This is a genomic window from Streptomyces sp. NPDC047974, from assembly GCF_040653375.1.
Lineage (GTDB): Bacteria > Actinomycetota > Actinomycetes > Streptomycetales > Streptomycetaceae > Streptomyces.
Window position 1 is genome coordinate 103,567 of record NZ_JBEZNU010000005.1, and the last position, 23,161, is coordinate 126,727.

At 73.6% G+C, this 23,161-nt stretch carries 21 protein-coding genes; 12 read left to right on the plus strand and 9 right to left on the minus strand.

The genetic code is table 11. The features are described 5' to 3' along the window. Positions 1 to 10 precede the first annotated feature (10 nt). Positions 11 to 901: a winged helix-turn-helix transcriptional regulator gene (locus AB0E19_RS09875; RefSeq protein ID WP_362176032.1), complete on the plus strand. Its 891-nt coding sequence runs from the start codon at positions 11 to 13 to the stop codon at positions 899 to 901. 84 nt (positions 902 to 985) lie between these two features. Beyond that, on the plus strand, positions 986 to 1,642 hold the full coding sequence (locus tag AB0E19_RS09880; RefSeq protein ID WP_362176035.1) for a hypothetical protein: 657 nt from the start codon (positions 986 to 988) through the stop codon (positions 1,640 to 1,642). A gap of 64 nt (positions 1,643 to 1,706) precedes the next feature. On the opposite strand, the gene AB0E19_RS09885 is transcribed toward AB0E19_RS09880, so the two are convergent. Both AB0E19_RS09885 and AB0E19_RS09890 read right to left on the minus strand, forming a co-directional pair. Further along, complete coding sequence (locus tag AB0E19_RS09885) at positions 1,707 to 2,237, minus strand: hypothetical protein (RefSeq protein WP_362176038.1); 531 nt, start codon at positions 2,235 to 2,237, stop codon at positions 1,707 to 1,709. Then, positions 2,234 to 2,536 carry an Ada metal-binding domain-containing protein gene (locus AB0E19_RS09890; RefSeq protein ID WP_362176041.1) on the minus strand — a complete coding sequence of 101 codons (303 nt, stop codon included), beginning with the start codon at positions 2,534 to 2,536 and terminating at the stop codon, positions 2,234 to 2,236. The genes AB0E19_RS09885 and AB0E19_RS09890 overlap by 4 nt, the downstream gene beginning before the upstream one ends. A gap of 226 nt (positions 2,537 to 2,762) precedes the next feature. On the opposite strand from AB0E19_RS09890, the gene AB0E19_RS09895 reads away from it, so the two are divergent. Next, positions 2,763 to 3,746 carry a carbohydrate kinase family protein gene (locus tag AB0E19_RS09895; RefSeq protein ID WP_362176044.1) on the plus strand — a complete coding sequence of 328 codons (984 nt, stop codon included), beginning with the start codon at positions 2,763 to 2,765 and terminating at the stop codon, positions 3,744 to 3,746. Further along, entirely contained in the window at positions 3,743 to 4,642 is a 900-nt protein-coding gene (gene metF, locus AB0E19_RS09900; RefSeq protein WP_362176047.1) for a methylenetetrahydrofolate reductase [NAD(P)H], read from the plus strand. Before AB0E19_RS09895 ends, metF begins: the two co-directional genes overlap by 4 nt. Positions 4,643 to 4,660: 18 nt before the next feature. Here the strand turns inward: metF and AB0E19_RS09905 are convergent, their stop codons facing one another. Further along, on the minus strand, positions 4,661 to 6,169 hold the full coding sequence (locus AB0E19_RS09905) for an FAD-dependent monooxygenase (RefSeq protein WP_362176050.1): 1,509 nt from the start codon (positions 6,167 to 6,169) through the stop codon (positions 4,661 to 4,663). Between the two features lie 127 nt (positions 6,170 to 6,296). Further along, the gene (locus AB0E19_RS09910; RefSeq protein WP_362176053.1) at positions 6,297 to 7,943 is read right to left on the minus strand and encodes an FAD-binding oxidoreductase; all 1,647 of its coding nucleotides are present in this window, start codon (positions 7,941 to 7,943) and stop codon (positions 6,297 to 6,299) included. Between the two features lie 237 nt (positions 7,944 to 8,180). Here AB0E19_RS09910 and AB0E19_RS09915 point away from each other — a divergent pair, with 237 nt between their 5' ends. The 4 genes from AB0E19_RS09915 to AB0E19_RS09930 all read left to right on the plus strand — a co-directional run bounded on the left by AB0E19_RS09915 (position 8,181) and on the right by AB0E19_RS09930 (position 12,505). Then, entirely contained in the window at positions 8,181 to 8,987 is an 807-nt protein-coding gene (locus AB0E19_RS09915) for a 2-amino-3,7-dideoxy-D-threo-hept-6-ulosonate synthase (RefSeq protein ID WP_362176581.1), read from the plus strand. Next, positions 8,984 to 10,093, plus strand: coding sequence for a 3-dehydroquinate synthase II (locus AB0E19_RS09920; RefSeq protein ID WP_362176056.1), 1,110 nt, complete (start codon positions 8,984 to 8,986; stop codon positions 10,091 to 10,093). The genes AB0E19_RS09915 and AB0E19_RS09920 overlap by 4 nt, the downstream gene beginning before the upstream one ends. A 67-nt stretch (positions 10,094 to 10,160) precedes the next feature. Continuing rightward, positions 10,161 to 11,546 (plus strand): class I adenylate-forming enzyme family protein, encoded by a 1,386-nt coding sequence (locus AB0E19_RS09925; RefSeq protein ID WP_362176059.1) that lies wholly within the window; start codon positions 10,161 to 10,163, stop codon positions 11,544 to 11,546. Positions 11,547 to 11,623: 77 nt separating this feature from the next. After that, positions 11,624 to 12,505, plus strand: coding sequence for an Ada metal-binding domain-containing protein (locus AB0E19_RS09930; protein ID WP_362176062.1), 882 nt, complete (start codon positions 11,624 to 11,626; stop codon positions 12,503 to 12,505). Between the two features lie 70 nt (positions 12,506 to 12,575). On the opposite strand, the gene AB0E19_RS09935 is transcribed toward AB0E19_RS09930, so the two are convergent. Genes AB0E19_RS09935 through AB0E19_RS09945 form a run of 3 tightly spaced genes read right to left on the minus strand, consistent with a single transcriptional unit; the run spans position 12,576 to position 15,974 of the window. Then, positions 12,576 to 13,799 carry an MFS transporter gene (locus AB0E19_RS09935; protein ID WP_362176065.1) on the minus strand — a complete coding sequence of 408 codons (1,224 nt, stop codon included), beginning with the start codon at positions 13,797 to 13,799 and terminating at the stop codon, positions 12,576 to 12,578. Position 13,800: 1 nt separating this feature from the next. Further along, positions 13,801 to 15,381, minus strand: a complete 1,581-nt coding sequence (locus AB0E19_RS09940; protein WP_362176068.1) for a 4-hydroxyphenylacetate 3-hydroxylase N-terminal domain-containing protein — start codon at positions 15,379 to 15,381, stop codon at positions 13,801 to 13,803. A gap of 26 nt (positions 15,382 to 15,407) precedes the next feature. Next, on the minus strand, positions 15,408 to 15,974 hold the full coding sequence (locus tag AB0E19_RS09945; RefSeq protein ID WP_362176071.1) for a flavin reductase family protein: 567 nt from the start codon (positions 15,972 to 15,974) through the stop codon (positions 15,408 to 15,410). A 204-nt stretch (positions 15,975 to 16,178) separates the two neighbouring features. Here AB0E19_RS09945 and AB0E19_RS09950 point away from each other — a divergent pair, with 204 nt between their 5' ends. Continuing rightward, positions 16,179 to 16,841, plus strand: coding sequence for a class I SAM-dependent methyltransferase (locus AB0E19_RS09950; RefSeq protein WP_360599798.1), 663 nt, complete (start codon positions 16,179 to 16,181; stop codon positions 16,839 to 16,841). Positions 16,842 to 16,901: 60 nt separating this feature from the next. Here AB0E19_RS09950 and AB0E19_RS09955 read toward each other — a convergent pair whose 3' ends face one another. Continuing rightward, on the minus strand, positions 16,902 to 18,572 hold the full coding sequence (locus tag AB0E19_RS09955) for a BBE domain-containing protein (RefSeq protein WP_362176075.1): 1,671 nt from the start codon (positions 18,570 to 18,572) through the stop codon (positions 16,902 to 16,904). Positions 18,573 to 18,795: 223 nt separating this feature from the next. On the opposite strand from AB0E19_RS09955, the gene AB0E19_RS09960 reads away from it, so the two are divergent. The 3 genes from AB0E19_RS09960 (at position 18,796) to AB0E19_RS09970 (ending at position 22,334) form a co-directional block, all read left to right on the plus strand. Continuing rightward, positions 18,796 to 19,422, plus strand: coding sequence for a cupin domain-containing protein (locus AB0E19_RS09960; protein WP_362176078.1), 627 nt, complete (start codon positions 18,796 to 18,798; stop codon positions 19,420 to 19,422). A gap of 124 nt (positions 19,423 to 19,546) precedes the next feature. After that, the gene (locus AB0E19_RS09965) at positions 19,547 to 20,353 is read left to right on the plus strand and encodes an SDR family oxidoreductase (RefSeq protein ID WP_362176081.1); all 807 of its coding nucleotides are present in this window, start codon (positions 19,547 to 19,549) and stop codon (positions 20,351 to 20,353) included. Positions 20,354 to 20,795: 442 nt separating this feature from the next. Next, positions 20,796 to 22,334 (plus strand): MFS transporter, encoded by a 1,539-nt coding sequence (locus AB0E19_RS09970; RefSeq protein ID WP_362176083.1) that lies wholly within the window; start codon positions 20,796 to 20,798, stop codon positions 22,332 to 22,334. Here the strand turns inward: AB0E19_RS09970 and AB0E19_RS09975 are convergent. After that, a complete protein-coding gene (locus AB0E19_RS09975) occupies positions 22,236 to 23,078 on the minus strand; it encodes an AfsR/SARP family transcriptional regulator (RefSeq protein ID WP_362176086.1) in 843 nt (280 codons plus the stop codon). The genes AB0E19_RS09970 and AB0E19_RS09975 overlap by 99 nt on opposite strands. Positions 23,079 to 23,161: the final 83 nt, after the last annotated feature.

Here is a 23,161-nt window from a genome sequence, read left to right on the forward strand (position 1 = left end):
AGACGTTGTGATGAGGTCGGTGCCCGAGCGGGACGCCGCCTGCGCGATCGCGCAGGCCGCGGCGGTGGTCGGCGACTGGTGGAGCCTGCTCCTGATCCGGGAGACCGCGCGGGGGCACCACCGGTTCGACGCGCTCCAGGAGGAGCTGGGCATCTCCCGGAAAGTGCTCACCGAGCGCCTGGCGCACCTGGTGGAGGCGGGGGTCCTGGAGAAGGTCCCCTACCAGGACAGGCCGGTGCGGCACGAGTACCGGCTGACGGAAAGCGGGCGGGGGCTGCTGCCGGTCCTGCTGTCGATGCAGGACTGGGCGGACCGCTGGGTCTTCGGTGACGGCTCGCTCAGCGGCACGGCCGGCGAGGAGAGCACGGAGGCGCGCCGCGTCGCGAGCCTGGCGGGCGAACGGCTGCCGCGCCTGGAGCTGCCGGGCCACCGGGACGGCGCGCCGGTGGACCCGGTGGCCGACGGCGTGGCCACCGTCCTGTTCTGCTATCCGGCGACCGGTCGGCCCAGCCCGCTGCCGGACGACTGGGCGGGCATCCCCGGCACCGTCGGCTGCACCCTGGAGAACCGGCTCTTCCGGGACGCGTACGACGACTTCCGCGCGGCGGGCGCGGAGGTGCGCGGCGTCAGCACCCAACGCCCGGACGAGCAGCGGGTGTTCGCGGTCGAGGAGGGTCTCCCCTTCACCCTCCTCTCCGACGTCGACCTGCACCTGGCCGCGGCCCTGCGGCTGCCCACCTTCCGCGCCGGGCAGCTGCTGCGGCTGAAGCGGGCCGTGCTGGTGGTGGACCGCGACCGCGTGGTGCGGCACGCACGCTTCCCGGTGACGGACATCCCGGCGGCGGTGGAGGAGGCGCTGGCCGAGGTACGCCGCCTGGCGGCGGAGGGCACCCCGAGCTAGCGCGAAATTCTTGATCATCTTGGCGTCGCGGCGCGTTACGGTGATGCCGCACGCATCAACCACCGTTTCGCGAAAGGCAACTTCGTGAGCACATTCGGCGCTTCGCCGTCGTCGTCCACCGCCTCGCCCGTGGACCTTGAGGAGCTGCTGGTCACGGCCTCGGATCTGGCCGATGCCGGGATCGAGGACTTCACCGCGCTGGACGCGCCCTCGTCCGACGAGGACCCGCCCCCGATGACCGGCCCGACCCCGGAGCTCACGGCCCTGCTGAACAGGGCGTTCGCCGGCAAGGGTGAGAGGGAGGTCAGGACGTCGTTCGTGAACGCGGACTCCACGATCGTCGTCGACGAGGGAGTCTCGGAGCGCGCGGCAGGTGCCACCGTGGCCTGGATGGCCGACATGCGGCAGGTCTACGCCCGGTGCCCGGCGTGGACGATGAGCATCGGCGACCAGGACATCACCGTCCAGCTGCTGGATCCCGCCGACGATCCGAGTGAACCGCTGGCCGTGGAGCCGAAGTTCGGTGACGAGGCGTTGATGCGGACGATGCTCGCCGGGCCGACGGGGCAGCAGGCCCGGATCACCACTCTCCTCGTCCGCGACGGCGACCGGGCTCTGGAGCTGACGTTCCGCAGCCTGGCGGCCGAGCCCGGTGGCCCCGAAGCGGCCGGCCTGGCCACCGCGATGTCGGCGTTCCTCGCGCTGGCTCCGGCGAAGTTCCTGGGCCTGCCGCTCGGCTAGAGAGCGCGGGCGAGCCGGTCGGGCGGTCGATGGTGCCGCTCGTCACCGGAGCCGCGAGCGGGGCTCACCCGCTGTCGGATTCGACGATCCAGCCGCGGCGGACCGTCCACACCCTGCCGTCCGCCGTCGCTCCGCGCATCCCGTCCAGCACGCCCGGGCCCACCGCGGCCGGCACGCGCGCGTCGCCCACGGAGGCGAAGCCGAAGGTGCGGTGCGGGTCCCAGTCGGTGCTGTGGCGCAGCCGGCGGCTCATCTGGGCCCAGCCGACCGGGCCCGCGGCCACCACCCAGGCGTCCGGCTCGGGGCTGGTCAGCCGACGGGCCTGGCGCAGCCAGGACGCGGCGTCCTCCGGCCAGTCGACCACGGCGGCCAGGCTCCCGCCGCTCTTCTGCCAGGCGTCGGCGAACGCCTCGGCGGCGTCCTTCGAGGCGGTGTCCCGGCCGTGTCCCAGCGCGACGCTGCCGCCCCGGTGGCCACCGGCTTCGAGCAGCGCGAGCAGCCGCGCGAGTTCGGGGCCGGTGTGCGGGCGGGGAGCGGGCCAGGGGGCGTAGTCGGAGAGGGCCGGTGCGCGCAGCCGGGGCGAGGGCTCGTTCATGCCGGCTCCCCGGTGCGCCAGGCGCGGTGGCGGTCGGGGAGGCAGACCGCGCACGGGCGGTATCCCGCGGCGACCGCGGTCGCCTCGTCCGCGAAGAACACGCGGTGACGCACGTAGTGGCCTCGGGCGATGTGCCGCAGGGCGGAGGGGCAGTCAAGGCGTCCGTAGATCCGTCCGCGCCGGTAGCCGCCGAACCGGCCGGCCACGTCGCTGTGACGGGGCCGCCCGTCGGCGCCGATCAGCGTGTATCCGCGCGGCGCGGCCGCGCGGGCCGTGCCGTCCGTCCGTCGTCCGTCCACGGATCCACTCTGCACGGTCCCGGGTCTGCCGTACCGGCGGTTTCCGGACGTCGACGTCGCGGCCGCCGGCGGGTGGTCTCGATCGGCGCTTCAGCGGCGCGCGGCAGGCTTGCGCGCAGGGCATCCCCGCGCTTCCGGGGCCGGGCCCGGCGGCCCGCGCGACCCGGCCGCCGGCCGCCGTGCACCGGGCCGCACCCATCGACCCCGGGTTGAAGGAGAGACCGTCGTGCGAATCGCCGTGACCGGCTCGATAGCCACCGACCATCTGATGTCCTTTCCCGGTCGCTTCACCGACCAGCTGATCGCCGACCGGCTGGAGCAGGTGTCCCTGTCCTTCCTCGCCGACCGTCTCGACGTGCGGCGCGGCGGTGTCGCCGCCAACATCGCGTTCGGACTCGCGCGGCTCGGCCTGACGCCCTGTCTGATCGGGGCGGTGGGAGCCGACTTCGCCGAGTACGGGGCCTGGCTGCGTACCGCCGGGGTCGACACGGAGTCCGTCCGGATCAGCGAGACCCTGCACACCGCCCGGTTCGTCTGCACGACGGACGAGGCGCAGAACCAGATCGCCACCTTCTACGCCGGCGCCATGGCAGAGGCCGCGGAGATCGACCTCGCGGCCGCGGCGGACCGCCGCGGCGGCTTCGACCTGGTGCTCGTCGGCGCCGACGCCCCGGAGGCGATGCTGCGCCACACCGAGACCGCCCGGCGCGCGGGCATGCGCCTGGCCGCCGATCCCTCGCAGCAGCTCGCCCGCCTGGACGGCGCCCAGGCACGGCGGCTGGTGGACGGCGCGCACCTGCTGTTCACCAACGCCTACGAGTCCGCCCTGCTGCGCGAGCGCACCGGCTGGAGCGAGCGGGACATCCTGCAGCGTGTCGGCATGTGGGTCACCACGCGGGGCGCGGACGGCGTCTCGCTGGAGCGGTGCGGTCGGCCCCGCCTGGACGTGCCCGCCGTCCCGACCTCGGACATCGCCGACCCGACGGGGGTGGGGGACGCGTTCCGCTCCGGATTCCTCGCCGGTCTCGGCTGGGACTGGCCAGAGGAGCGGGCGGCCCAGCTCGGCTGCGCGCTGGCCTCGATCGTGCTGGAGACGGTCGGCACCCAGGAGTACAAGCTGCTGGCGGCGGATCTGGCCGAGCGCGTGGAGCGCGCGTACGGGTCCGACGCGGCCCGTCGGATGGGGCCGCGCCTGGCGGTCCTGGCATGAGCGCCGTGCGCGAGGTACTGGCGAGCGGCGTGCCCTCGTTCTCGTTCGAGTTCTTCCCGCCGAAGACCGGACGGGGCGAGCGCGCCCTGTGGAACTCCGTGCGCCGCGTCGAGTCCCTCTCCCCCGCCTTCGTGTCCGTGACCTACGGTGCCGGCGGTTCGTCGCGCGAGCGCACCGTCGAGGTCACCCGGCGTCTCGCCGCCGAGACCACCCTGCGGCCGGTCGCCCACCTGACGGCCGTCGGTCACTCGGTGGCCGAACTGCGGTACGTCATCGGGCAGTACGCCGACGCGGGGATCCGGGACGTCCTGGTGCTGCGGGGTGACCCGCCCGGCGATCCGCACGGCCCCTGGACGCCTCACCCCTCGGGTTTCACGTACGCCAGGGAGCTGGTCGAACTGGTGCGGTCGCTGGGGGACTTCAGCATCGGCGTGGCGGCCTTCCCGGAGATGCACCCGCGTTCGCCGGACTGGGACAGCGACATCCGTCACTTCGTCGCCAAGTGCCGGGCGGGAGCCGACTACGCCGTCACCCAGATGTTCTTCCGCGTCGAGGACTACCTGCGGCTGCGGGACCGGGTGGCGGCGGCCGGCTGCGACATCCCGATCATCCCGGAGATCATGCCGGCCACCGACGTCCGTCAGATCCGCCGCTTCGCCGAACTGTCCCACGCGGCCTTCCCCGAGGACCTCGCCCACCGCCTGGAGGGCGCCCGCGACGATGCGGCCGAGGGCCATCGGATCGGCGTGGAGCACGCCACCGCCATGGCCGGGCGCCTCCTCGCCGAGGGTGCGCCCGGGCTGCACTACATCACGCTCAACAAGTCCGACGCGGCCCTCGACATCCATCGCGAGGTGCTCGCGTCGGGGATCGCGGAGGGGCTCCGCGTCCGCTGAGTACGCCGGGGATCCCGTCTACGCGGGGTCCCCGAACCAGCAGCCCAGCGCACCGGTCAGCGCGTCCGCGTCCCCGGCGCCGCCCCGGGCCGACCAGGCGATGTATCCGTCGGGCCGGATGAGCAGCGCGTCCGTGCCGAGATGCTCGGACGCCGTCGCCGTCACCACGTTCACCCGGGCGCTCCACGGCTCGGCGGCGGCGAGGAGGTCCTCCGCGTCGGTCAGCAGCAGGAGCAACGGCCGCGCGCTGTGCAGGAGTTCGGCGAGGCCGGTGAGCGTGTCGCCGGTCTTCAGCAGGAGGTCGGGGGCGAAGTGTCCGGCGAGGGGGTCGCCCCGGCCGCCGGTGTCGTACACGACGTCGACACCGCTGATCATGCCGCTGAGGTACTGGTTGACGTCGTCGAAGTGCATCATGCGGGCGAAGAGGGTGCGCAGCGAGTCCATGCGGGGGTCGGGGTCCATCAGGGCGACCTGGGCGCGCACGTTCTCCAGGACGGCCTCGGCGATGGGCGCGCGCTCGGTCTCGTAGGTGTCGAGCAGTCCGGGCGGCGCCCAGCCGTGCACCTCGGCGGCGAGTTTCCAGCCCAGGTTGACGGCGTCCTGAAGGCCGAGGTTGACGCCCTGGCCGCCGGCCGGGAAGTGGACGTGGGCCGCGTCGCCGGCCAGCAGCACCCGGCCGGCGCGGTAGTACTCGGCCTGCAGGGCGGCGTCGCTGAAGCGGGTGAGTCCGCTCGGCGAGTCCATCGGCACGGGGTGGCCCGCGATCCGCTCGACCTCTTCCCGGAACTCGTCGAGGGTGACGGGCGCCCGCCGGTCCGCGTGCGGGCCGCGGAAGTCGTAGGTGCACACCCGGCTGCGTCCGAAGAGGTTGAGCCACACCAGGGTCCAGCCGCGCGGGTTGCGCTGCCAGCCCTGCGGTGCCCGCGCCGGGTCGAGGAGGCGGACCTCGCCGATCAGGGCGCCGACGCGGGCGGGCGTGCCGGTGAACGCGATGCCGGCCAGCCGGCGCACGGCGCTGCGGGCGCCGTCCGCGCCGACCACCCAGGAGGCGCGCAGGGTGTCCGTGGCGCCCCGGGAGTCACGCAGGGTCAGCCGGATCGCGTCCGGTTCCTCGTCGAGGCCGACGACCTCGCTGTCGCGCCGGATGCGCGCGCCGAGCCCTTCCGCCTCGGCCGCGAACACCTCCTGTGCCCATGCCTGCGGGCTGCCCACGATCGCGGGGCCCTCGGTGACGACCCGGCCGAGGTCGAGGTCGAACATGCCGGAGAAGTGGAAGGGCACGCGCCCGGGGCCCACGGGAGGGGCGGGCGGGCCGGGCTGCACGGCTTCGAGGAGTCCGCGCCGGTGCAGGGTCTGCGCGGTGCGGGCGTGCAGCGTGCCGGCCTTGGAGAATCCCGACGGCGAGGGCAGCTTCTCCAGGACGGTGACGTCCACGCCCAGCAGGGCCAGTTCCCGGGCGAGCAGCGTGCCGACGGGCCCGCCGCCGACGACGGCGACCTGGGTGTCCACGGCTGGGCTGTGCGGCATGGGCGCTCCTGCGGGGGTGGTCGGCACGGTCGGCACGCGTACGGATGCTGTACGTGAGGAGGAACACCGGCCCGCTCCGACGGGTTGCACCGGGTGCGCGCCGGGGGGTGTACGGGCGGGCGGCCGCTCAGTTGCCCGGCAGCCGCACCGACTGCCGGTGCCGGAAGACGTCGCCGGGGTCGTACGCCTGCTTGACGCGCTGCAGGCGGCGGTAGTTGCCCTTGTAGTACAGGTCGTGCCAGGGCGTGCCCGAGCGGTTGAACTCCGGCAGGCCGAGGTCGGCGTCGGGGTAGTTGACGTAGCAGCCGTCGGTGACCGCCCCGGGGACCGGGACGCCGCCGGTGTCGGCGTACATGTCGGCGTAGAACTCGCGCAGCCAGCGCACGCAGTCCCGCTCGTCGGCCGGGTCGTCCCACCAGATCATCCAGGCCAGCTTGTACGCCGCGTCCCGGTGGGCGCTCGCCGTGGCGTCCTGGGCGACGGCCGAGACCTGGCCGGCGAAGGAGCTGAGCATGACCGATCCGGTGGGGTTGCCGAGGTCCGTGCGGGTCAGGTGGCGGTACAGGGCGGCCAGCTGGCGCTCGGGGAAGGAGGCCTTCATGTACGCCGACTTGAAGTCGCTCTTCTGGGTCGGGTCGTTGGTGGTGGGGTTGGCCGTGCCGAGGTAGCGGGCCGCCTGCAGCCAGGGGAGGCGGCGCGGGGTGGCGAGCTCCGGCAGCGCGGTCAGCTCGCCCATCCGCGTGGTGACCGGGCCGTACGCGGCGGTGACGCCCTCGGTGACCGCCGCGAGGAACTCGTCGTGGAGGCGGGCGGCGCCGGGTGCGCTCGCGTCGACGTGCGTGATCAGGCCCACGGCTCCGTTGGAGACGTGGTTGAGGGAGAGCAGGCTGCACACGGCGGTCGTCGGGTCGTCGGGGGCGGCGTGCCGCACGTGCCAGTCCGCGTAGTTGCGGACCAGTCGCGCGAAAGACCGCTCGTCCAGTGCGGACCACGGCCAGGAGACGGCGCTGACCAGGACCTCCGGGGGCGGGGCGGGCAGCAGCCGGGCCGGGTCCGTGCCGCTCGCACCGGGGCTGCGGAACCAGTAGCGGGTCACGACGCCGAAGTTGCCGCCGCCACCGCCGGTGTGGGCCCACCACAGGTCCCGGTCCGGATCGTCGTCCTCGCGGGTGGCGACGACGGTGCGTACGGTGCCGTCGGCGTCCACCACCACGACCTCGACCGCGTAGAGGTGGTCCACCACCAGGCCGAGCCGGCGGCACAGCAGTCCCCAGCCGCCGCCGCTGACGTGGCCGCCGGCGCCGACCTGGAAGCACATGCCGGCCGGCACGACGACGCCCCAGGTGCGGTACAGGCGCTCGTAGACGTCGAGGAGCTGGGCGCCGGGCTGCACCACGAAGGCGTTCATGGCCGGATCGAAGTCCACGTCCCGCATCGCCGACAGGTCGAGGACCACCTGGACGTCGGGGCTGAAGACGAAGTCCTCCCAGCAGTGTCCGCCGCTGCGCACCGTGAGCCGCTTGCCGGCCCGGACCGCCTGCCGGACGGCGGTGGCGACCTGGGCGGTCGACCGGGGGACGTGGACCGCCTCGGGCCGGCCGACGTAGCGCTGGTTCCAGCCCCGGACGAGGTCGGGGTAGCGCGCGTCGTCCGGGGTGACGGTCACCAGTGCCTCGGGCCGGGCCTCCTCCGGCCGGGCCGCCGCCGGCCCGGCGGGCAGCAGCACGCCGCCGCCTATCGCGGCGCTCGCCGCGAGCATCCCGCGCCTGCTCACGCTGTGTCCGCCGTACGTCATCGGGCATCCCCTCCCACCGCCGCGTGCGCTCGCCCGCGGATGCCGCCGACGCTAGGGATCCGGCAACCGGCGCCGCACTCCGCATCTTGCGGTCTGTCCGGCCGGGGAGCACCTGGCTCGATTCTTCAGAGGCCACTGCGACAGTTCAGCCGGGACCCGCAGCGGAATCCCATCCGAACCCTGTGCCCAGGAACGAGGAGGGGTGTCATGTCGAACATGCCGCTCACCGGTAAATCGGTGCGCCTCGCGCGATTGTCCCGGCCGGGAGACGGCCGGTTCCTGTTCGTGCCGCTGGACCACTCCGTGTCCGACGGACCCGTCGCGACCGCCGCCGACTTCGGCGACCTGGTCCGCTCCATCGCGGACGGCGGCGCCGACGGTGTCGTCGTCCACAAGGGCCGGGCGCGCATGATCGAGCCGGCGCTGCTCACCCGGTGCTCGCTCCTGGTGCACCTGAGCGCGAGCACCGCGCACGCCCCCGACGTCGACGCCAAGGTGCTGGTCGGGGACGTGGAGGACGCGGTCCGGCTGGGCGCGGACGCGGTCAGCGTGCACGTGAACATCGGTTCCGACACCGAGGCGGAGCAGCTGGCCGACCTCGGGGCCGTTGCCGGGGCCTGCGACCGCTTCGGCATGCCGCTCATGGCGATGATCTATCCGCGTGGTCCCCGGGTGGCCGATCCGACCGACCCGACGCTCATCGCCCATGTGGTGAACATCGCCGCGGACCTGGGGGTCGACATCGTCAAGACGGTGCTCGCCGCCCCGGACGAGCGCATGGCGGAGGTGATCGCCTCCTCGCCGCTGCCGGTGGTGGTGGCGGGCGGCGGCTCGACCGACCGGGACCTCTTCGAGTTCGCGGTCACCGCCATGGACCTGGGATGTGCCGGACTCGCCGTCGGACGGCGGGTGTTCACCGACCCGGAGCCCGAGAAGACGGTCCGGGAGCTGTCCTCAATCATTCACCGCGGCGGGCTCGCGACCGGGCCCGCGCCGCAGACCGAGATGGCAGGTGTGTTGTGAAGTTCGCCTGGATCGACCTCCGGACCGTGCCCGCCGAACACCGCGAGGCAGTCGTCGACGCCGCGATCCACGCGCGGGTCGACGGCGTCGTCGACAGCGACCCGGAACGCCTCGCCCTGCTGCCGAACACCGTCAAGCGCGTCCTCGCGCCGGGCGCACGTGTCGGCGAGGAGCACCCGGACGACCTGATCGTGCTGCGCGAGGTCGAGAACGCGGACGGTCTCGGCGTGCTGGAGAGCCGGCACCGCGGCGGCGAGAAGACCACGGCCGCCTGGGTCAACGTCGTCGACGACCCGACGCTGAAGCTCGCCTGTGACGCCGCGCGCGCACTCCCCTTCACGGTGGTGGAGTTCAAGGATCCGACGAAGATCCCGCTGGAGATCGTCATCGCCGCGGCGGACGCCTCGCCGGGGCAGCTGATCTGCCAGGCCGCCGACATCGAGGAGGCGCGGATCATCGTCGACGTCCTGGAGAAGGGCTCCGAGGGGGTCCTGGTGGCCCCGCGTTCCGCCAACGACGTCTTCGCGCTGGTGGAGATGTTGCGCGAGAAGACGCCGGACCTGCAGCTGCAGACGCTCACGGTCGAGTCGATCGAGCACCTCGGGCTCGGCGACCGGGTCTGCATCGACACGTGCACGCACTTCGAGAAGGACGAGGGCATGCTGGTCGGCTCCTACGCGCACGGCTTCGTGCTGTGCGTCAGCGAGACGCATCCGCTGCCGTACATGCCGACCCGTCCGTTCCGCATCAACGCGGGCGCGCTGCACAGCTACGTGTTCGGGGCGGACAACCGCACCAACTACCTGAGCGAGCTCAAGGCCGGCAGTCCGGTGCTCGCCGTCGGTGCCGACGGCCGCACCCGCCGCATCGTGGTGGGCCGCATCAAGCTGGAGTCCCGCCCGCTGCTCGGCATCAAGGCCGTGTCCGCCGAGGGCGTCGAGGTCAACCTGATCGTGCAGGACGACTGGCACGTGCGGGTGCTCGGCCCCGGTGCGGCGGTGCTGAACGTGACGGAGCTGAAGAAGGGCGACCAGCTGCTGGGTCATGTGGCCACGGACAAGCGCCACGTGGGCTGGCCGGTCGGCGAGTTCTGCGTCGAGAAGTAGGCGGCAGGCGTCCGGGGCCGCCGTCGCGGCGGCCCCGGACGCCGCGGTGAGGGATCCGGTGGAGTCGATGACACGACGGTCCTGGTGGGGCGCCGAGCTGCTCGGCCGCCACGCCGACGACATGGTGTGGGCGCGAGCCGCGGACCGCGAGGTCACGTTCGGCCGGCTCCGCCGCGAGACGGCCTGGCAGGCCGAGGTGCTGGAGCGGTACGGCATCCGGGCGGGGAGCACCGTCGCGCTGTACGGGAACGCGAGCTTCACGAAGCTGTGGACGCTGTTCGCCCTGTGGTCGCTCGGCGCCCGGGTGGTGCTGGCGGAGCCTCCGTCCGGCCCGCGGGCGCGGGGCGTCCCGCCCGCGGCGCGGCGGGCCCGGTTCTCGGTGTCGCTCGGCGAGGGCCGCGGGCTGCCCCACGACTTCGTCGAGGAGTGCGAGGTGCTGGTGCGCCGCCACCCCGGCGGCGGTGCGGACGTGAGCGGGTCCTGCCTCGTGCAGTTCTCGTCGGGCACCACGGGGCGCCCCAAGGCGGTCGGCAGGAGCCCGCGGTCGCTGCTGGACGAGCTGGGGCGGCTGGCCGCCCTGGCGGGCATGCCGCGCCGGGGCGAGCGGGTGGCCGTCCTGGAACCGCTCACCCATTCCTTCGGGCTGATCGGCGGGGTGCTGCACTGCCTCGCGGTGGGCGCGACCCTGGTGCTGCCGGTCGCCCGCACGGCGGAGGCGGCCGTGCGGGCGGCGGGCGACGCGCACGTGGTGCTGGGCAATCCGCACCACTTCCGTGCGCTGACGTGGGCCGAGCCGGGGGCGCTGCCGCGCCTTCGGCTGGCCGTGTCGAGCGGTGACGCGCTGGCGCCCGAGATCCCCGCGCTGTTCCGGAGCCGGCACGGGGTGCGGGTCGGCCAGGCCTACGGCACGACCGAGACGGGCATCGTCGCCGCCGATCTCACCGGCCGTTTCGGCCCGGCGGGCATCGGCACCCCGGTGCCCGGGACCCGGGTGCGGGTGGTCGGCGGCGTGCTGGAGGTGCACGTCCGGGAGTCTCCGTACCCGGAGGACGACACGCCCTGGACGGGCGGCTGGATGTCCACCCGCGACCTGGTCACGCGCGATCCCGGCAGCGGCGCGCTGCGGCTGCGCGGCAGGGTCCAGGGCGTCGGGGACACCTCGGTCGACCTGCTGCGCATCGAGTCGGTGCTGCGGGCCCACCGGCACATCACGGACGCCGTGGTCCTCGGGGTCGGTCCGATCGAGGCGCACGTCGCGAGCAGCGCGGAGCTCGACGGGGACGAGCTGCGTTCCTGGTGCCGCCGGTTCCTCGGCGGGGCGCCGGTGCCGGACCGCTACCACCTGCTGCGGGAACTGCCCCGCACCGCCGGCGGCAAGGCCGTGCGGGACCGCGGGGTGCTCCGCCGGCACCGGACGCACCCGCCCGGGGCGTGCCGCTGCGTCAGCTGGTGAGCCGCCGCGGCGGTCGAGGGTCGCGGCCGCGGGTGCCAGGAGAGACGACCTGCCGAACGAGTGGAGAGAGACGGAGCATGACGGGGACGACGACCGCCGCAACGCTGTACACCGGTGACGAGGCACGCTGGCGGGCCGTGCGGGAGCGGGACGCCGGAGCCGACGGCCACTTCTGCTACGTGGTCACCACGACCGGGGTGTACAGCCGTCCGTCGTGCACGGTGCGGCTGGCCCTGCGGGAGAACGTCCGGTTCTTCCCGACCCCGGAGGCCGCCCGGACCGAGGGATACCGCCCGTGCCGTCGCTGCCGCCCCGACGACTCCGACCGGCACGCGGTGGCGGCCGAGGCGGTGGCCCGGGCGTGCCGGATCATCGACGAGGCGCCGCTGCCGCCGAGCCTGGACGAGCTGGCCCGCGAGGTCGGGTACAGCCGCTTCCACTTCCACCGCCTGTTCAAGTCGTTCACCGGCATCACGCCGCACGCCTACCTGGCGGCGGCGCGGGCCCGCCGGGTGCGCGAGGCCCTGCCGCTGGCGGGGACGATCGCCGACGCCGTGTACAGCTCGGGGTTCAACTCCGGCGGTCACTTCTACGCGGCGGCGCCGGAGATCCTGGGCATGACCCCGAAGGCGTACCGGGCGGGCGGCGACGGCACGGACATCCGGTACACGGTGGCGGGTTCGTCGCTGGGGCCGGTGCTCGTCGCGGCGACGGACAAGGGCGTGTGCGGGGTGCTGACGGGGGACGACGCGCCGGCGCTGCTGCACCGGCTCCGCACCATGTTCGGGCAGGCCAGGCTCGTGCCCGCGGACGACGCCGTCGCCGCGGAGGTCGCCGCGGCCGTGCGCGCGGCGGAGCCGCCGCAGCTCGGCCGTGAGCTTCCCCTGCCCATACGGCGGTCCGCGCTCGCCGTGCGGATACGGCGCACGATGCCGTCGCCCGCCGCCACGGGCAGGTAGCCGCGGGCCGGGGCGACGGGGTCCGGCCGCCGCCCTCGTTCCCCACCGGCGCGCCCGGCCCGGCTCCCGCTCAGCCCGGGGAGCGGGACTCCGCGTCGGCGGCGGCCTGCTTCCGGTCCGCCCCCCGCGGTCGCAAGCGCCCCGACGCCCACGTCGCCGGCAGTGCCACCGCGCACACGAGCAGTCCGGTGAGCACCGCGTCCTTCGCACCGCCGTGCGCGACGGCGGCGCCGCCGGCCACCGCCCCGAGCGCGATGCCGGCGTTGACCGCGGACGCGGGCAGCGTCGAGGCGAGGTCGCGCCCGGGGCCGGCCAGCAGCCCGACCCGGTACTGCAGCGCGGGGACCAGTCCGAACCCGACGACCCCCCACAGCACGAGGGCGAGAGCGACCGCCGTCCGGGAGGCGCCGGCGCTCCACAGCACCGCCAGCGCCGCGACCAGGGCGAGGTTCGCCGCGACGAGCGTGCGCGCCGCGTCCCGGTCCGCGGCCCAGCCGCCCGCGAACGTGCCGGCCGCCGTCGCGGCCCCGTACGCGAAGAGGAAGAGCGTCAGCCAGGCGCCGGACACCCCCGTGACGTCCTCAAGGAAGGGCGTGATGTAGGTGAACGCGGCGAACTGGCCTCCCATCAGCAGGAGGCCGACGCCGAGCACGGCCAGGACCCGGGGCGCCAGCGCGTGCCGGGACTGCGACCACAGGCCGCCCGTGGCGGAGCCGTCGACCGGCGGGAGGCACACGGCCGTGGTCGCCAGCGCCAGCGCGCCGAGGACCACGATGGCCGTGAACGCCGCCCGCCAGCCGAGGTGCTGGGCCGCCAGGGTGCCGAGCGGGACGCCGAGCGCGGTGGAGACGGCGATGCCGCCGAAGACCGCGGAGATGGCCCGGCCGGTCCGCTCGGGCGGCACCAGGGCGGCCGCCACGGTGAACGCCGCGCCGAGGAACAGGCCCTGCAGTGCCCCGGTGACGGCCCGGGCCGCGAGCAGCGTGCCGAAGTCCGGGGCCAGGGCGGCCAGCAGGTTGCCGGCGACGTAGCCGGCCAGGGACGCCCAGGCCAGGGTGCGGCGCCGGATCCGGATGGTGAGCGCCGTCAGCAGCGGACCGCCGGCGCAGATGCCCAGCGCGTACGCGGTGACCAGGGCGCCCGCCGTGTCCACGGACACGTCGAGGTCCCCGGCGACGAGCCTCAGCAGGCCGACGACGACGAGCTCGGCGCTGCCCATGACGAAGGTGGCCAGGAAGAGGGCGGCGAGGGCCGGGCCCGGTCGCCGCCGCACCGTGGAGGGGACGGGGGTCATGTCAGTGCCAGAAGTTCTTCCTGGCGCCGCGCAGGCCGTGGAACGACTCGAGGTCGGGCACGGTCCACCCGTCGAGGTCGTACTCCTGGAGGCACTGCTCGGCGAATCCCTTGTAGGCGTCGAGCTGGCCGGTCTCCATCTGGGTCATGAAGATGTCGCTGCGCACCGACTCGTGGTTGCCGGAGTAGTTGCGCTCGTACAGCTCGTGCCGGCCGCCGAACTCGGTGCCGACCGCGTCCCACAGCAGCTTCATCAGCTTGACGCGGCTGACGGCGTCGTAGCCGTTGGAGCCGCGCACGTACTTGTCGAGGTACGGGCGCACCTCGGGGTTCTTGAAGTCCTCGGCGCTGGAGTTCACGTAGATGAGGCCGCTGGCGACGTCCTGCTCGATGATCTCCTTGATGCGCGGGTAGCCGATGGTCATGAACCAGCGGTAGGCCATGCCGTACTCCAGGCGGGGCAGCAGGGCCCCGTCCTTCCACTCCTCGGGGTTGCGGGCGGCGGCGTCGGTGAGGGCCCAGAACATGTTGCGCCAGGCGAGCACCTCGCCGATGCGGGCCTGGATGCCGCGGAAGTCCTTGGTGCCGGTCATCTCGACGGCCTTGGCGAGCAGCCCGGCGATGAAGTCGATCTTCACGGCGAGGCGGATGCACCCGTGGAAGGTCAGGCGCGGGATGAAGCCGGACTTCGGGGCGAAGCCGTTGACCTGGTCGACGTCGCCGTAGAGGAAGACGTTCTCCCAGGGGATGAGGACCTTGTCGAGGACGAAGATGGTGTCGTTCTCGTCCAGGCGCGAGGAGAGCGGGTAGTCGAAGGGGCTGCCCATGACGGCGGCCGTCGCCGCGTAGGAGGGGCGGCAGATCAGCTTCAGGCCGGGCGCGCCCATCGGGATGGTCGCGACGAGCGCGAACTCCTTCTCCTTGAGCGGCAGTCCGTAGTGCGAGATGAAGTTGTAGTGCGTGATGGCCGAGCCGGTGGCGACGACCTTGGCGCCGCTGACGACGAGGCCGGCGTCGGTCTCCTTCTCCACGTGCACGAAGACGTCCTTGACCTCTTCGGACGGGCGGTGCCGGTCGACCGGCGGGTGGATGATCGCGTGGTTCCAGAACAGCACCTTCTCCTGGGACTCGCGGTACCAGCGCAGCGCGTTGTCCTGGAAGGGCGCGTAGTACGCGGAGTTGGCGCCGAGCGTGCCGAGGAAGGCGGCCTTGTAGTCCGGGCTGCGGCCCATCCAGCCGTAGGTGAGGCGGGCCCACTCGGCGATCGCCTCGCGGTCCTCGACGACGTCCTGGACGCTGCGCGGGGTGCGGAAGAACTTGTGGGTGTAGCCGTCGCTCCCGGTGTCGGTGCGGGTGGTCAGCACGTCGCGGCGGGCCGGGTCGTGCAGGGCGTCGTACAGGCGGGCGGTCATCCGGGCGGGGTTGGCGAACGCCGGGTGCTTGGTGACGTCGTCGACGCGTTCGCCGTAGATGTACACCTCGCGGTCGTCGCGCAGGCTCTCCAGGTACTCCTCGCCGGTCAGGGGGCGGGTGGTGCGGGGAGCCGGTGCGGAGGCGGAGGCCTCGCCCTGCTGCAGCGTCATGGTGTGTCCTTGTCCGGTCGTGACGGTCAGTGGCCCAGGGGGATGTGGAGCGCCGCGGTTCCCGACGACCACGCGCCGTCCGCCGGCCCGTCGAGGGTGCCCGCCCACGCGTGGTGGCCGGGCGCGGTGTCCAGGAGGCGGAAGGCGCCGCCGTGGAAGACCAGCGGCTCCGCGTCCCGGGTCGAGAAGGCCCGTACCCGCCCGACGTGCAGCACGTGGTCGCCGCCGTCGTACGCGGCCCAGGGCACGCAGTCGAGGTGGGCGGCGCAGCCGGCCAGGCGCGGTCCCGCCGCGTCGGGGTCCCAGGACACGGGGGCGTCCGCCGGCCGGGGCCGGCCCGCGAAGTGCAGGGCCAGGTCCTCCTGGTGCGCGGCGAGGATGTTCACGCCGAACGACGGCGCGTCCGTGAGCAGGCCGCACATCCGGCTGCGCCGGTCCAGGGACACCATCACCAGCGGCGGGTCGAGCGAGACGGAGGTGAACGAGCCCACCGTGGCGCCGTGCACCCCGGCGCCGTGCTCGACGGTGACCACCGTGACACCCGTGGCGAAGCGGCCGAGGCAGTCGCGAAAGCGGCGTCGTGTGTCGCTCATCGGCACTCCTCGAAAGAAGGGAAAGGGACCCTCGAATTCGACGCTCTGTCAGGCGCATTGTGCCGTCGGCCGCTAAAGGATCGATCGAAGGGGGTTGCAGGAGTTTTCGCGCAATATCCAGGAGTCCGGAAATGATTGACACCGGTGTCCGCGGACGCCTGTAATTCCTTCTCGGATTCGAGTCCCCGACACGAGGTGGCCATCATGAGACTCCAGGTCGAGTTGACCGACGCACTCCAGGACTACGTCGCCGAGGTCTCGCTGCGCGAGCCCGACCTGCTGCGCGCGCTGCGCGAGGAGACCTCGCAGCTGCCCCTGCACCTGATGCAGATCTCGCCCGAGCAGGGCCAGTTCATGCGGACGCTGCTCAAGGCGACCGGCGCGCGGCGCACGCTCGAGGTCGGCGTCTTCACCGGCTACAGCCTGCTGTCGACGGCGCTCGCGCTGCCCGCCGACGGCCGGGTGGTGGGTCTCGACATCAACGAGGAGTGGAGCGCCATGGCGCTCGACTACTGCAAGCGGGCCGGGGTCGCGGACAAGGTCGACCTGCGCGTCGGCGACGCCCGGGCCTCCCTGGAGCGGCTGCTGAAGGAGGAGGACGCCGCCGGCACGTTCGACTTCGTCTTCATCGACGCGGACAAGGAGAACTACACGGCCTACTACGAGTACGCCCTCGAACTGCTGCGCCCCGGCGGCCTCGTCGTCGTCGACAACGTGCTGTGGCACGGCGCCCTGCTCGACGAGTCCGCCCAGGACTCCGAGACGCGGGCGCTGCGCGCGTTCAACCCGCGGCTGCGCGACGACGAGCGCGTGGAGCTGAGCCTGATCCCGTACGCGGACGGGCTGACGTTCGCCGTCAAGCGCTGAGTTCCGCGCCGCGCGCGGGAAGGCCGCCCCGGGAACCCCGGGGCGGCCTTCGGGCGTGGGTCAGGGCAGGCGGACGGACTGGGCGTGGCGGAAGAAGTCGGTCGGGTCGTACTTCTTCTTCACCTGCTGCAGCCGGGGGTAGTTGTCCTTGTAGTAGAGCTTGTACCAGGGAGCCGACGAGGTGTTGTACGCCGGGTCGTTCAGGTCGTTGTCGGGGTAGTTGACGTAGCAGCCGTCGGTGACGGCGTTGGGCACGGGCACACCGCCGGTGTCGGCGTAGACCTCCGCGTAGCACTGCCGGTTCCAGGCGACGTAGGCGGCGTCCTCGGCCGGGTCGTTCCAGAGGGACATCCACATCATCTTGAAGAACGACTCGCGGTGCGGATAGCCGGTGGCCGCCGGCGCGGGCCGGTTGACCTCGCCGCCGTAGGAGCTGAGCGTGATGGAGGCGCCGGGCAGGGAGGCGTCGGTGCGCGTCAGGTGCTTGTACAGGGCCGCGAGCTGCCGGTCGGGGAAGGCCGCGCGCATGTACGAGGACTTGTACTCCTGCCGGTAGGTCGGGTCGGTGAGGTTGGTGTTGGTGAGGGCGAGGTACCGGGTCGCCTCCAGCCACGGCAGTCTGCGGGGCTCCGCGTAGGCGGCCATCGGACCGAACTCGGCGAACGGACGGGTGACGGCCACCGTCGGCACGTCGACGCCCTCGCCGATCGCGGCGCGGTAGTCGTCGAGCAGCCGGCGGGCGTCCGGGACGGTGGCGTCGACCTGGGTGACCATGGCGATCTGGCCGGCGGACCGGTGGGTCAGCACGAGGAAGCTGGCGAGCGCGAGTTCGGGGGCGCCCGGGGCGCTGTGCGCGGTGAACCAGCGCGCGTAGTTCTGGGCCAGCCGGGAGAACTTCTCCTCCGTCATGCTCTCCCACGGCCAGGCCTGCGCCACCAGGTACACCTCGCGGGGCGGCTTGGGCAGCAGCTTCTTCGGGTCGGTGCCGGTGGCTCCGGGGGTGCGGAACCAGTACCGGGTGACGACGCCGAAGTTGCCGCCGCCTCCGCCCGCGTGGGCCCACCACAGCTCACGGTGGGGGTCGCTCGGATCGTTGGTCGCGACGACGGTGCGGACCTTGCCGTCGGCGCCGACCACGACGACCTCGACGGCGCACAGGTAGTCGATGATCAGGCCGAGCTGGCGGCAGAGCAGGCCCCAGCCGCCGCCGCTGACGTGCCCGCCGGCCGCGACGGAGTGGCAGATGCCGCCGGGCACGGTGACGCCGTACACCTGGTACAGCAGGGCGTAGACGTCCAGGAGCTGGGCGCCGGTCTCGACGGCGAACGCCCGCCGGCCGGCGTCGTAGTACACCTTGTCGAGCAGCGACAGGTCGAGCACCACCTGGACCTCGGGGTTGAAGACCCAGTCCTCCAGGCAGTGCCCGCCGGAGCGCACGGTCAGCCGCTTGCCGGCGGTGACGGCCGCCTGCACCACGCCCGCCACCTGGGAGACGTCGTCCACGATCTGGACGGCCTCGGGGTTGCCGACGTAGCGCCTGTTCATGCCGTGGACGAGTTCGCCGTACTGGACGTCCGCCGGGGTCACCCTCACCGGGGCGAACGAGCGGACGCCCGCGGCCTCCTCCGCCGCCGCCGGCCGGGCGAGGACGCCGCCCACGGCGGCCGTGCCGCCCAGCGCCGCCGCGGTGGTGAAAAGCCGCCTGCGGCCTATCCCTTTACTGTCGTGCACGTCAACGTCTCCCGTTCTCGCCATTTTCGGCGCACTGCAACACCCGCTCTTCTGCGCCGCGACAGTACGAATCAGTCATCGCCGAAAACACTCCGGATCTTGCGGTCGCATCCCTGAACGGCAGATTCCGGGATACGACCGCAAGATGGGGAGTGTCGGAAGGCGCGCAGATCGCCACCATCGGAGGCCAGGCCGAATTCGCATGGTGGAAGGGGGCGCGCCGGTGACGGTCAGCGTCGGTGAGGTGTACGAGAACCCGCGGTGCCGGGAGCGGGTCGTGATCAGGACGCCGTCCTCGCACACGGGCGGGGAGCGCACCGTGATGGACGTGTACTCCGAGCCCGGGGGCGCGGTGTCGGGCGAGCACCTGCACCCGGTGAGCGAGGAGCGCTTCACCCTGGTGCGCGGCAAGGTCGCCTTCCTGATCGGCGGGCGTCAGGTGACCCTCGACGAGCCGGGGCAGAGCGTGCTCATCCAGCCCGGCATCAGGCACCGCTGGTGGAACTGCAGCGGCGAACAGGCCTTCCACATCTGCGAGGTGCGCAAGAACAGCGACCGCTTCGAGCAGCTGGTGCTGCGCCAGCTGTTCGGGCTCGCGCAGGACGGCAAGACGACGCCGGAGGGCATGCCGCGGTTGCTGCAGCAGGCGGTGACCACGCTGGAGTTCGGTGACGTGGTGCGGTTCACCTCGCCCCCGTGGGCGCTGCAGCGCGTGCTGTTCACCGCGCTGGCCCCGATCGCCAGGCTGCTGGGGCACCAGGGGTGCGACCCCCGCTACATGGACCGCAAGCCGTCCGAGATCGCGGAGCTCGAGGAGCTTCCGGAGGAGGTCATGCGCTGGCACCGCTGACCCCGCGGGTCCGGTGGACATCGCCTGCAACACCTTCGGGCACCGCGGTGTTTCCGTAGACGAGAGCACACCGCACCACGCTCCTCCCCTCTCGGGGCGGGGCCGACCATCGAGAAGGAACCTCATGGACCTGCAGCTTTCCGGACGGGTCGCCGTCGTGACCGGCGCCTCCAAGGGCATCGGCCTGGCCATCGTCCGCACGCTCCTCGAAGAGGGCGCGAAGGTCGTGGCCACCTCCCGCAAGAGCACCCCGGAGCTGGACGCGCTGGCCGGCCCGAACCTCGCGCACGTCCCGGCCGACTTCATGGACGACGACGCGCCGGCCCAGGTCGTCGCCAGCGCCGTGGAGAAGTTCGGCGGGCTCGACATCCTGGTCAACAACGCCGGCGGCCCGCCGCCCGGTGTGACCCTGCCGCGTGGTTCGTTCCTGCACGCCTCCGACGAGGAGTGGCGTGCCATGTTCGAGTTCAACCTGTTCTCGGCCGTGCGCGCCATCCGCGCCGCCGTTCCGCACCTGCTGGAGCGCGGTGGCGGCTCGATCGTGAACATCTCCTCCGGCAACGCCCGGCAGCCCTCGCCGATCAACGTCGACTACGGCGCGGCGAAGGCCGCCCTGAGCAACATCACCAAGGTGCTCTCGGGCGAGTTCGCGCCCCAGGGCATCCGCGTGAACACCGTCTCCCCCGGTGTGGTGCGCACGCCGTGGTGGACGGACGAGGGCGGCGTCGCCGACATGATCGCCTCGCAGGCCGGCACCGACAAGGACAGCATCCTGAACACCGTCGTCCCGGAGATGCTGAACCTGTCCACGGGCCGCTTCGTGGAGCCGCAGGAGGTGGCCGACGCCGTCGTCCTGCTGGCCTCGCCGCGCTCCGGCAGCACCACGGGCGCCGAGTTCGTCGTGGACGGCGGGCTCCTCAAGGAGCTCTGAGCAACACCGTCCCGGAGCCCTGGGCGGCACCGTCCCGGGGCTCCGCGCAACACCGTCCTCATGAAGCTCCGCGCAGCACCGTCGTGACGGAGCTCTGAGCAACATCCTGCGGGAGGGCCGGGACGTCCCGGCTCCTCCCGCCCGTGCCCGGCCGACCGGACCGCGGTCGGGCGCACGACGTGGCACGGTCCGCCGTCGGGCCGTCGGGGTTCCCGTCTTCCGAGGAAGCGGGGCTCCGGCGGCGTCGCCGGTCTCCGACGTGCCGTCCACGGTGGCTCCGCTGTCCACTCGCGGGCCTCCGCAGCGCCCCCGCCGTCGCGGGCGCCTCCAGCCGGGCGAAGCCCGCTTCCCCTCTTCCCGCCCCGCCGTGCCGTCGCACGGCCCCGGGGCCACTCGTCCGGATCACCGGGCCCGCCCGCGGCGACGGCCCCCGGGAGTTGTCATGCCCTTGCCATTCACGGCCGCCCGTGCGCGAACCGGCGCGGCGCCCCCGCCGGACCGCCGGCTGCTCGCCCTGGCCGTCCTCGCCCCCCTGCTCGCCAACGCCGACATGGGGATCGTGACGCTCGCCCTCAGCGACATCCGGCGCGACCTGTCGATGTCGCTCGACGCCGTGCAATGGGTCACGAACGTCTACGTGCTCCTGATGGGCGGGCTGCAGCTGCTGGGCGGCCGGCTCGCGGACCTGGCCGGGGCCCGGCGCCTCTTCCTGCACGGCCTGGCCGCCTTCGCCGTGGCCTCGGCCCTGTGCGGCGCGGCCCCCAGCGGCCCGCTCCTCGTCGCCGCCCGCGCCGGGCAGGCGCTGGCCGCCGCCGCGCTCGTGCCCGCCGCGATGTCGCTGCTCGTGACGGCCGCCGCACCACGGCGGCGCGCCCGGGCCCTGGCGCTGTGGGCGGGCGCCGGCGGCGTCGGCTCGGTGGCCGGGGTGGTGTGCGGCGGCCTCGTGGTCGGCGGCCTCGACTGGCGCTGGGCGTTCTGGATCAACGTCCCGGTGATCGCCGTCGCCCTGGCGGTGGCCCGCCGCACCCCCCTGCCCGACCCGCCCCGCACCCCCGGAGTCCGTCTCGACCTGACCGGCGCCGCCGCCCTGACCGGCGCCCTGCTCGCGGCCGCGTTCGCCCTGGTGCGGCTGGCCGAGCACGGCACCGACCGGTACGCGGTGTGCGCGGCCCTCGCCGCTCCGGCGCTGGCGGCCGTCTTCGCGTACCGGCGCGGGTGCCCCCACGCGCTGCTGCCCGCGGCCCTGCTCCGCGACCGGGACCTGGTGTGCGGCGCGGCCGGCGTCCTGCTCGTGTCGGCGGCCGCCGCTCCCGTCGTCTTCCTCGGCGGGATGCGGCTGCGCGAGACCTACGGGTTCGGGGCGCCGGCCGCGGGCGTCGCCCTGCTGCCGATGGTCGGGGGGATCTTCGTCGTGGGCCGGGCCTGCAGCGCGCTGCTCACCCGGTACGGCGCCCGCCTGCCGTGCGCGCTCGGCTGTCTGCTCCTGGGGGCCGGGCTGTGGACGCTGGCGGCCCGCTCCCATGACCCGGGCTACGTCTCGGGCATGCTGCCGGGCCTCGTCCTGGCCGGTGCGGGCCTCCCGCTGATCTGGATGTCGTGCGAGGTCGTCGCCCTGACCCGGTTCCAGGGCTCCGGCGCGGGCCTCGCGGCGGGCCTGGTGCAGTGCGCGGGGCAGTTCGGGACCGCGCTGGGCACGGTGCTGGCGGTGGCGGTGTGCGGCCGTGACACGGGGGTGGCCGCCGGGGCGGGGCAGGCGTTCGGGGCGGCGGCCCTGCTGATGGTGCCGGCGCTGGCCGGCGCCCTGGTCTGGCTGCCCGGCCGGCTGCCGCGCGCCCCGGCACCCCGCGCACCCCGGTCCGGCCCCGCCCCGGCCGGCCGGACGTCAGACCCTGACCAGCCCGTCGTCGCGGACCGGGTCGCACGGGGCGGACAGGCTGCGCTGGGCCAGCAGGTCGAGCGACTGCCGGCCGCGCGCGCCTGAGGGGGGCTCCAGGCGCGGGTGCCCGGAGAGCATGTGGGTGTGCAGGAGCTGCAGCCGCGCCGACGGCTTGGTGTCGAGTTCCTCCCGCAGCCGGGCCCGCAGCCGGTGGTAGGCCATCAGCGCGTCGGCCTGTCGCCCCGACTGGTACAGGGCGAGCATGAGGTGCGCGACGAGGCCCTCGTGCGTACCGTACTGGTGCACCAGCGCGGTGAGTTCGCCGAGGATCTCGTGGTGCCGCCCGAGACGCAGCTCGGCGCCCAGGCGCTGGGGGACGGCGTCGAGCCGGTCGCGCTCGACGACCTCGATCGCGGCCCTGAGCAGCGGCCCGGTGGGCACGTCGACGAGCATCGGCCCCGTCCACATCGTCTCGGCGGCGCGCAGCTGCTCGACTGCCTCGGCGTACTCGCCCGCCACCAGGGTGGCGCGGGCGGCGCGCACCTGCTGCTCGTACCGGTGCAGGTCCAGTTCGCCGCTGTCCAGCTTGAGCACGTATCCCTGATCGCGGGTCTGGAGCCGGCCGGGGCCCCGCCCCGGGCCGCGCCGGGCCCCGTCCAGGGAGCGGCGTAACTGCATGACGTAGGTGTGGACCGCCGCGACCGCGCTCGACGGCGGCCGGTACTCCCAGATCTCCTCGACGATCTGCGCCACGGACACCACGTGGTTCGCATGGAACGCGAGGAGCGACACCAGTTGCCGCTGTTTCGGGGCGGTCGGGGTCCGGTGACGGCCTGCGTCGTCGCACACGCTCAAAGGGCCTAGAACGCGAAATTCCATGTGAATCCCCCATCGTCGCTCAGGTCGGCCTGGGCCGCCCGGGGACGGTCGAT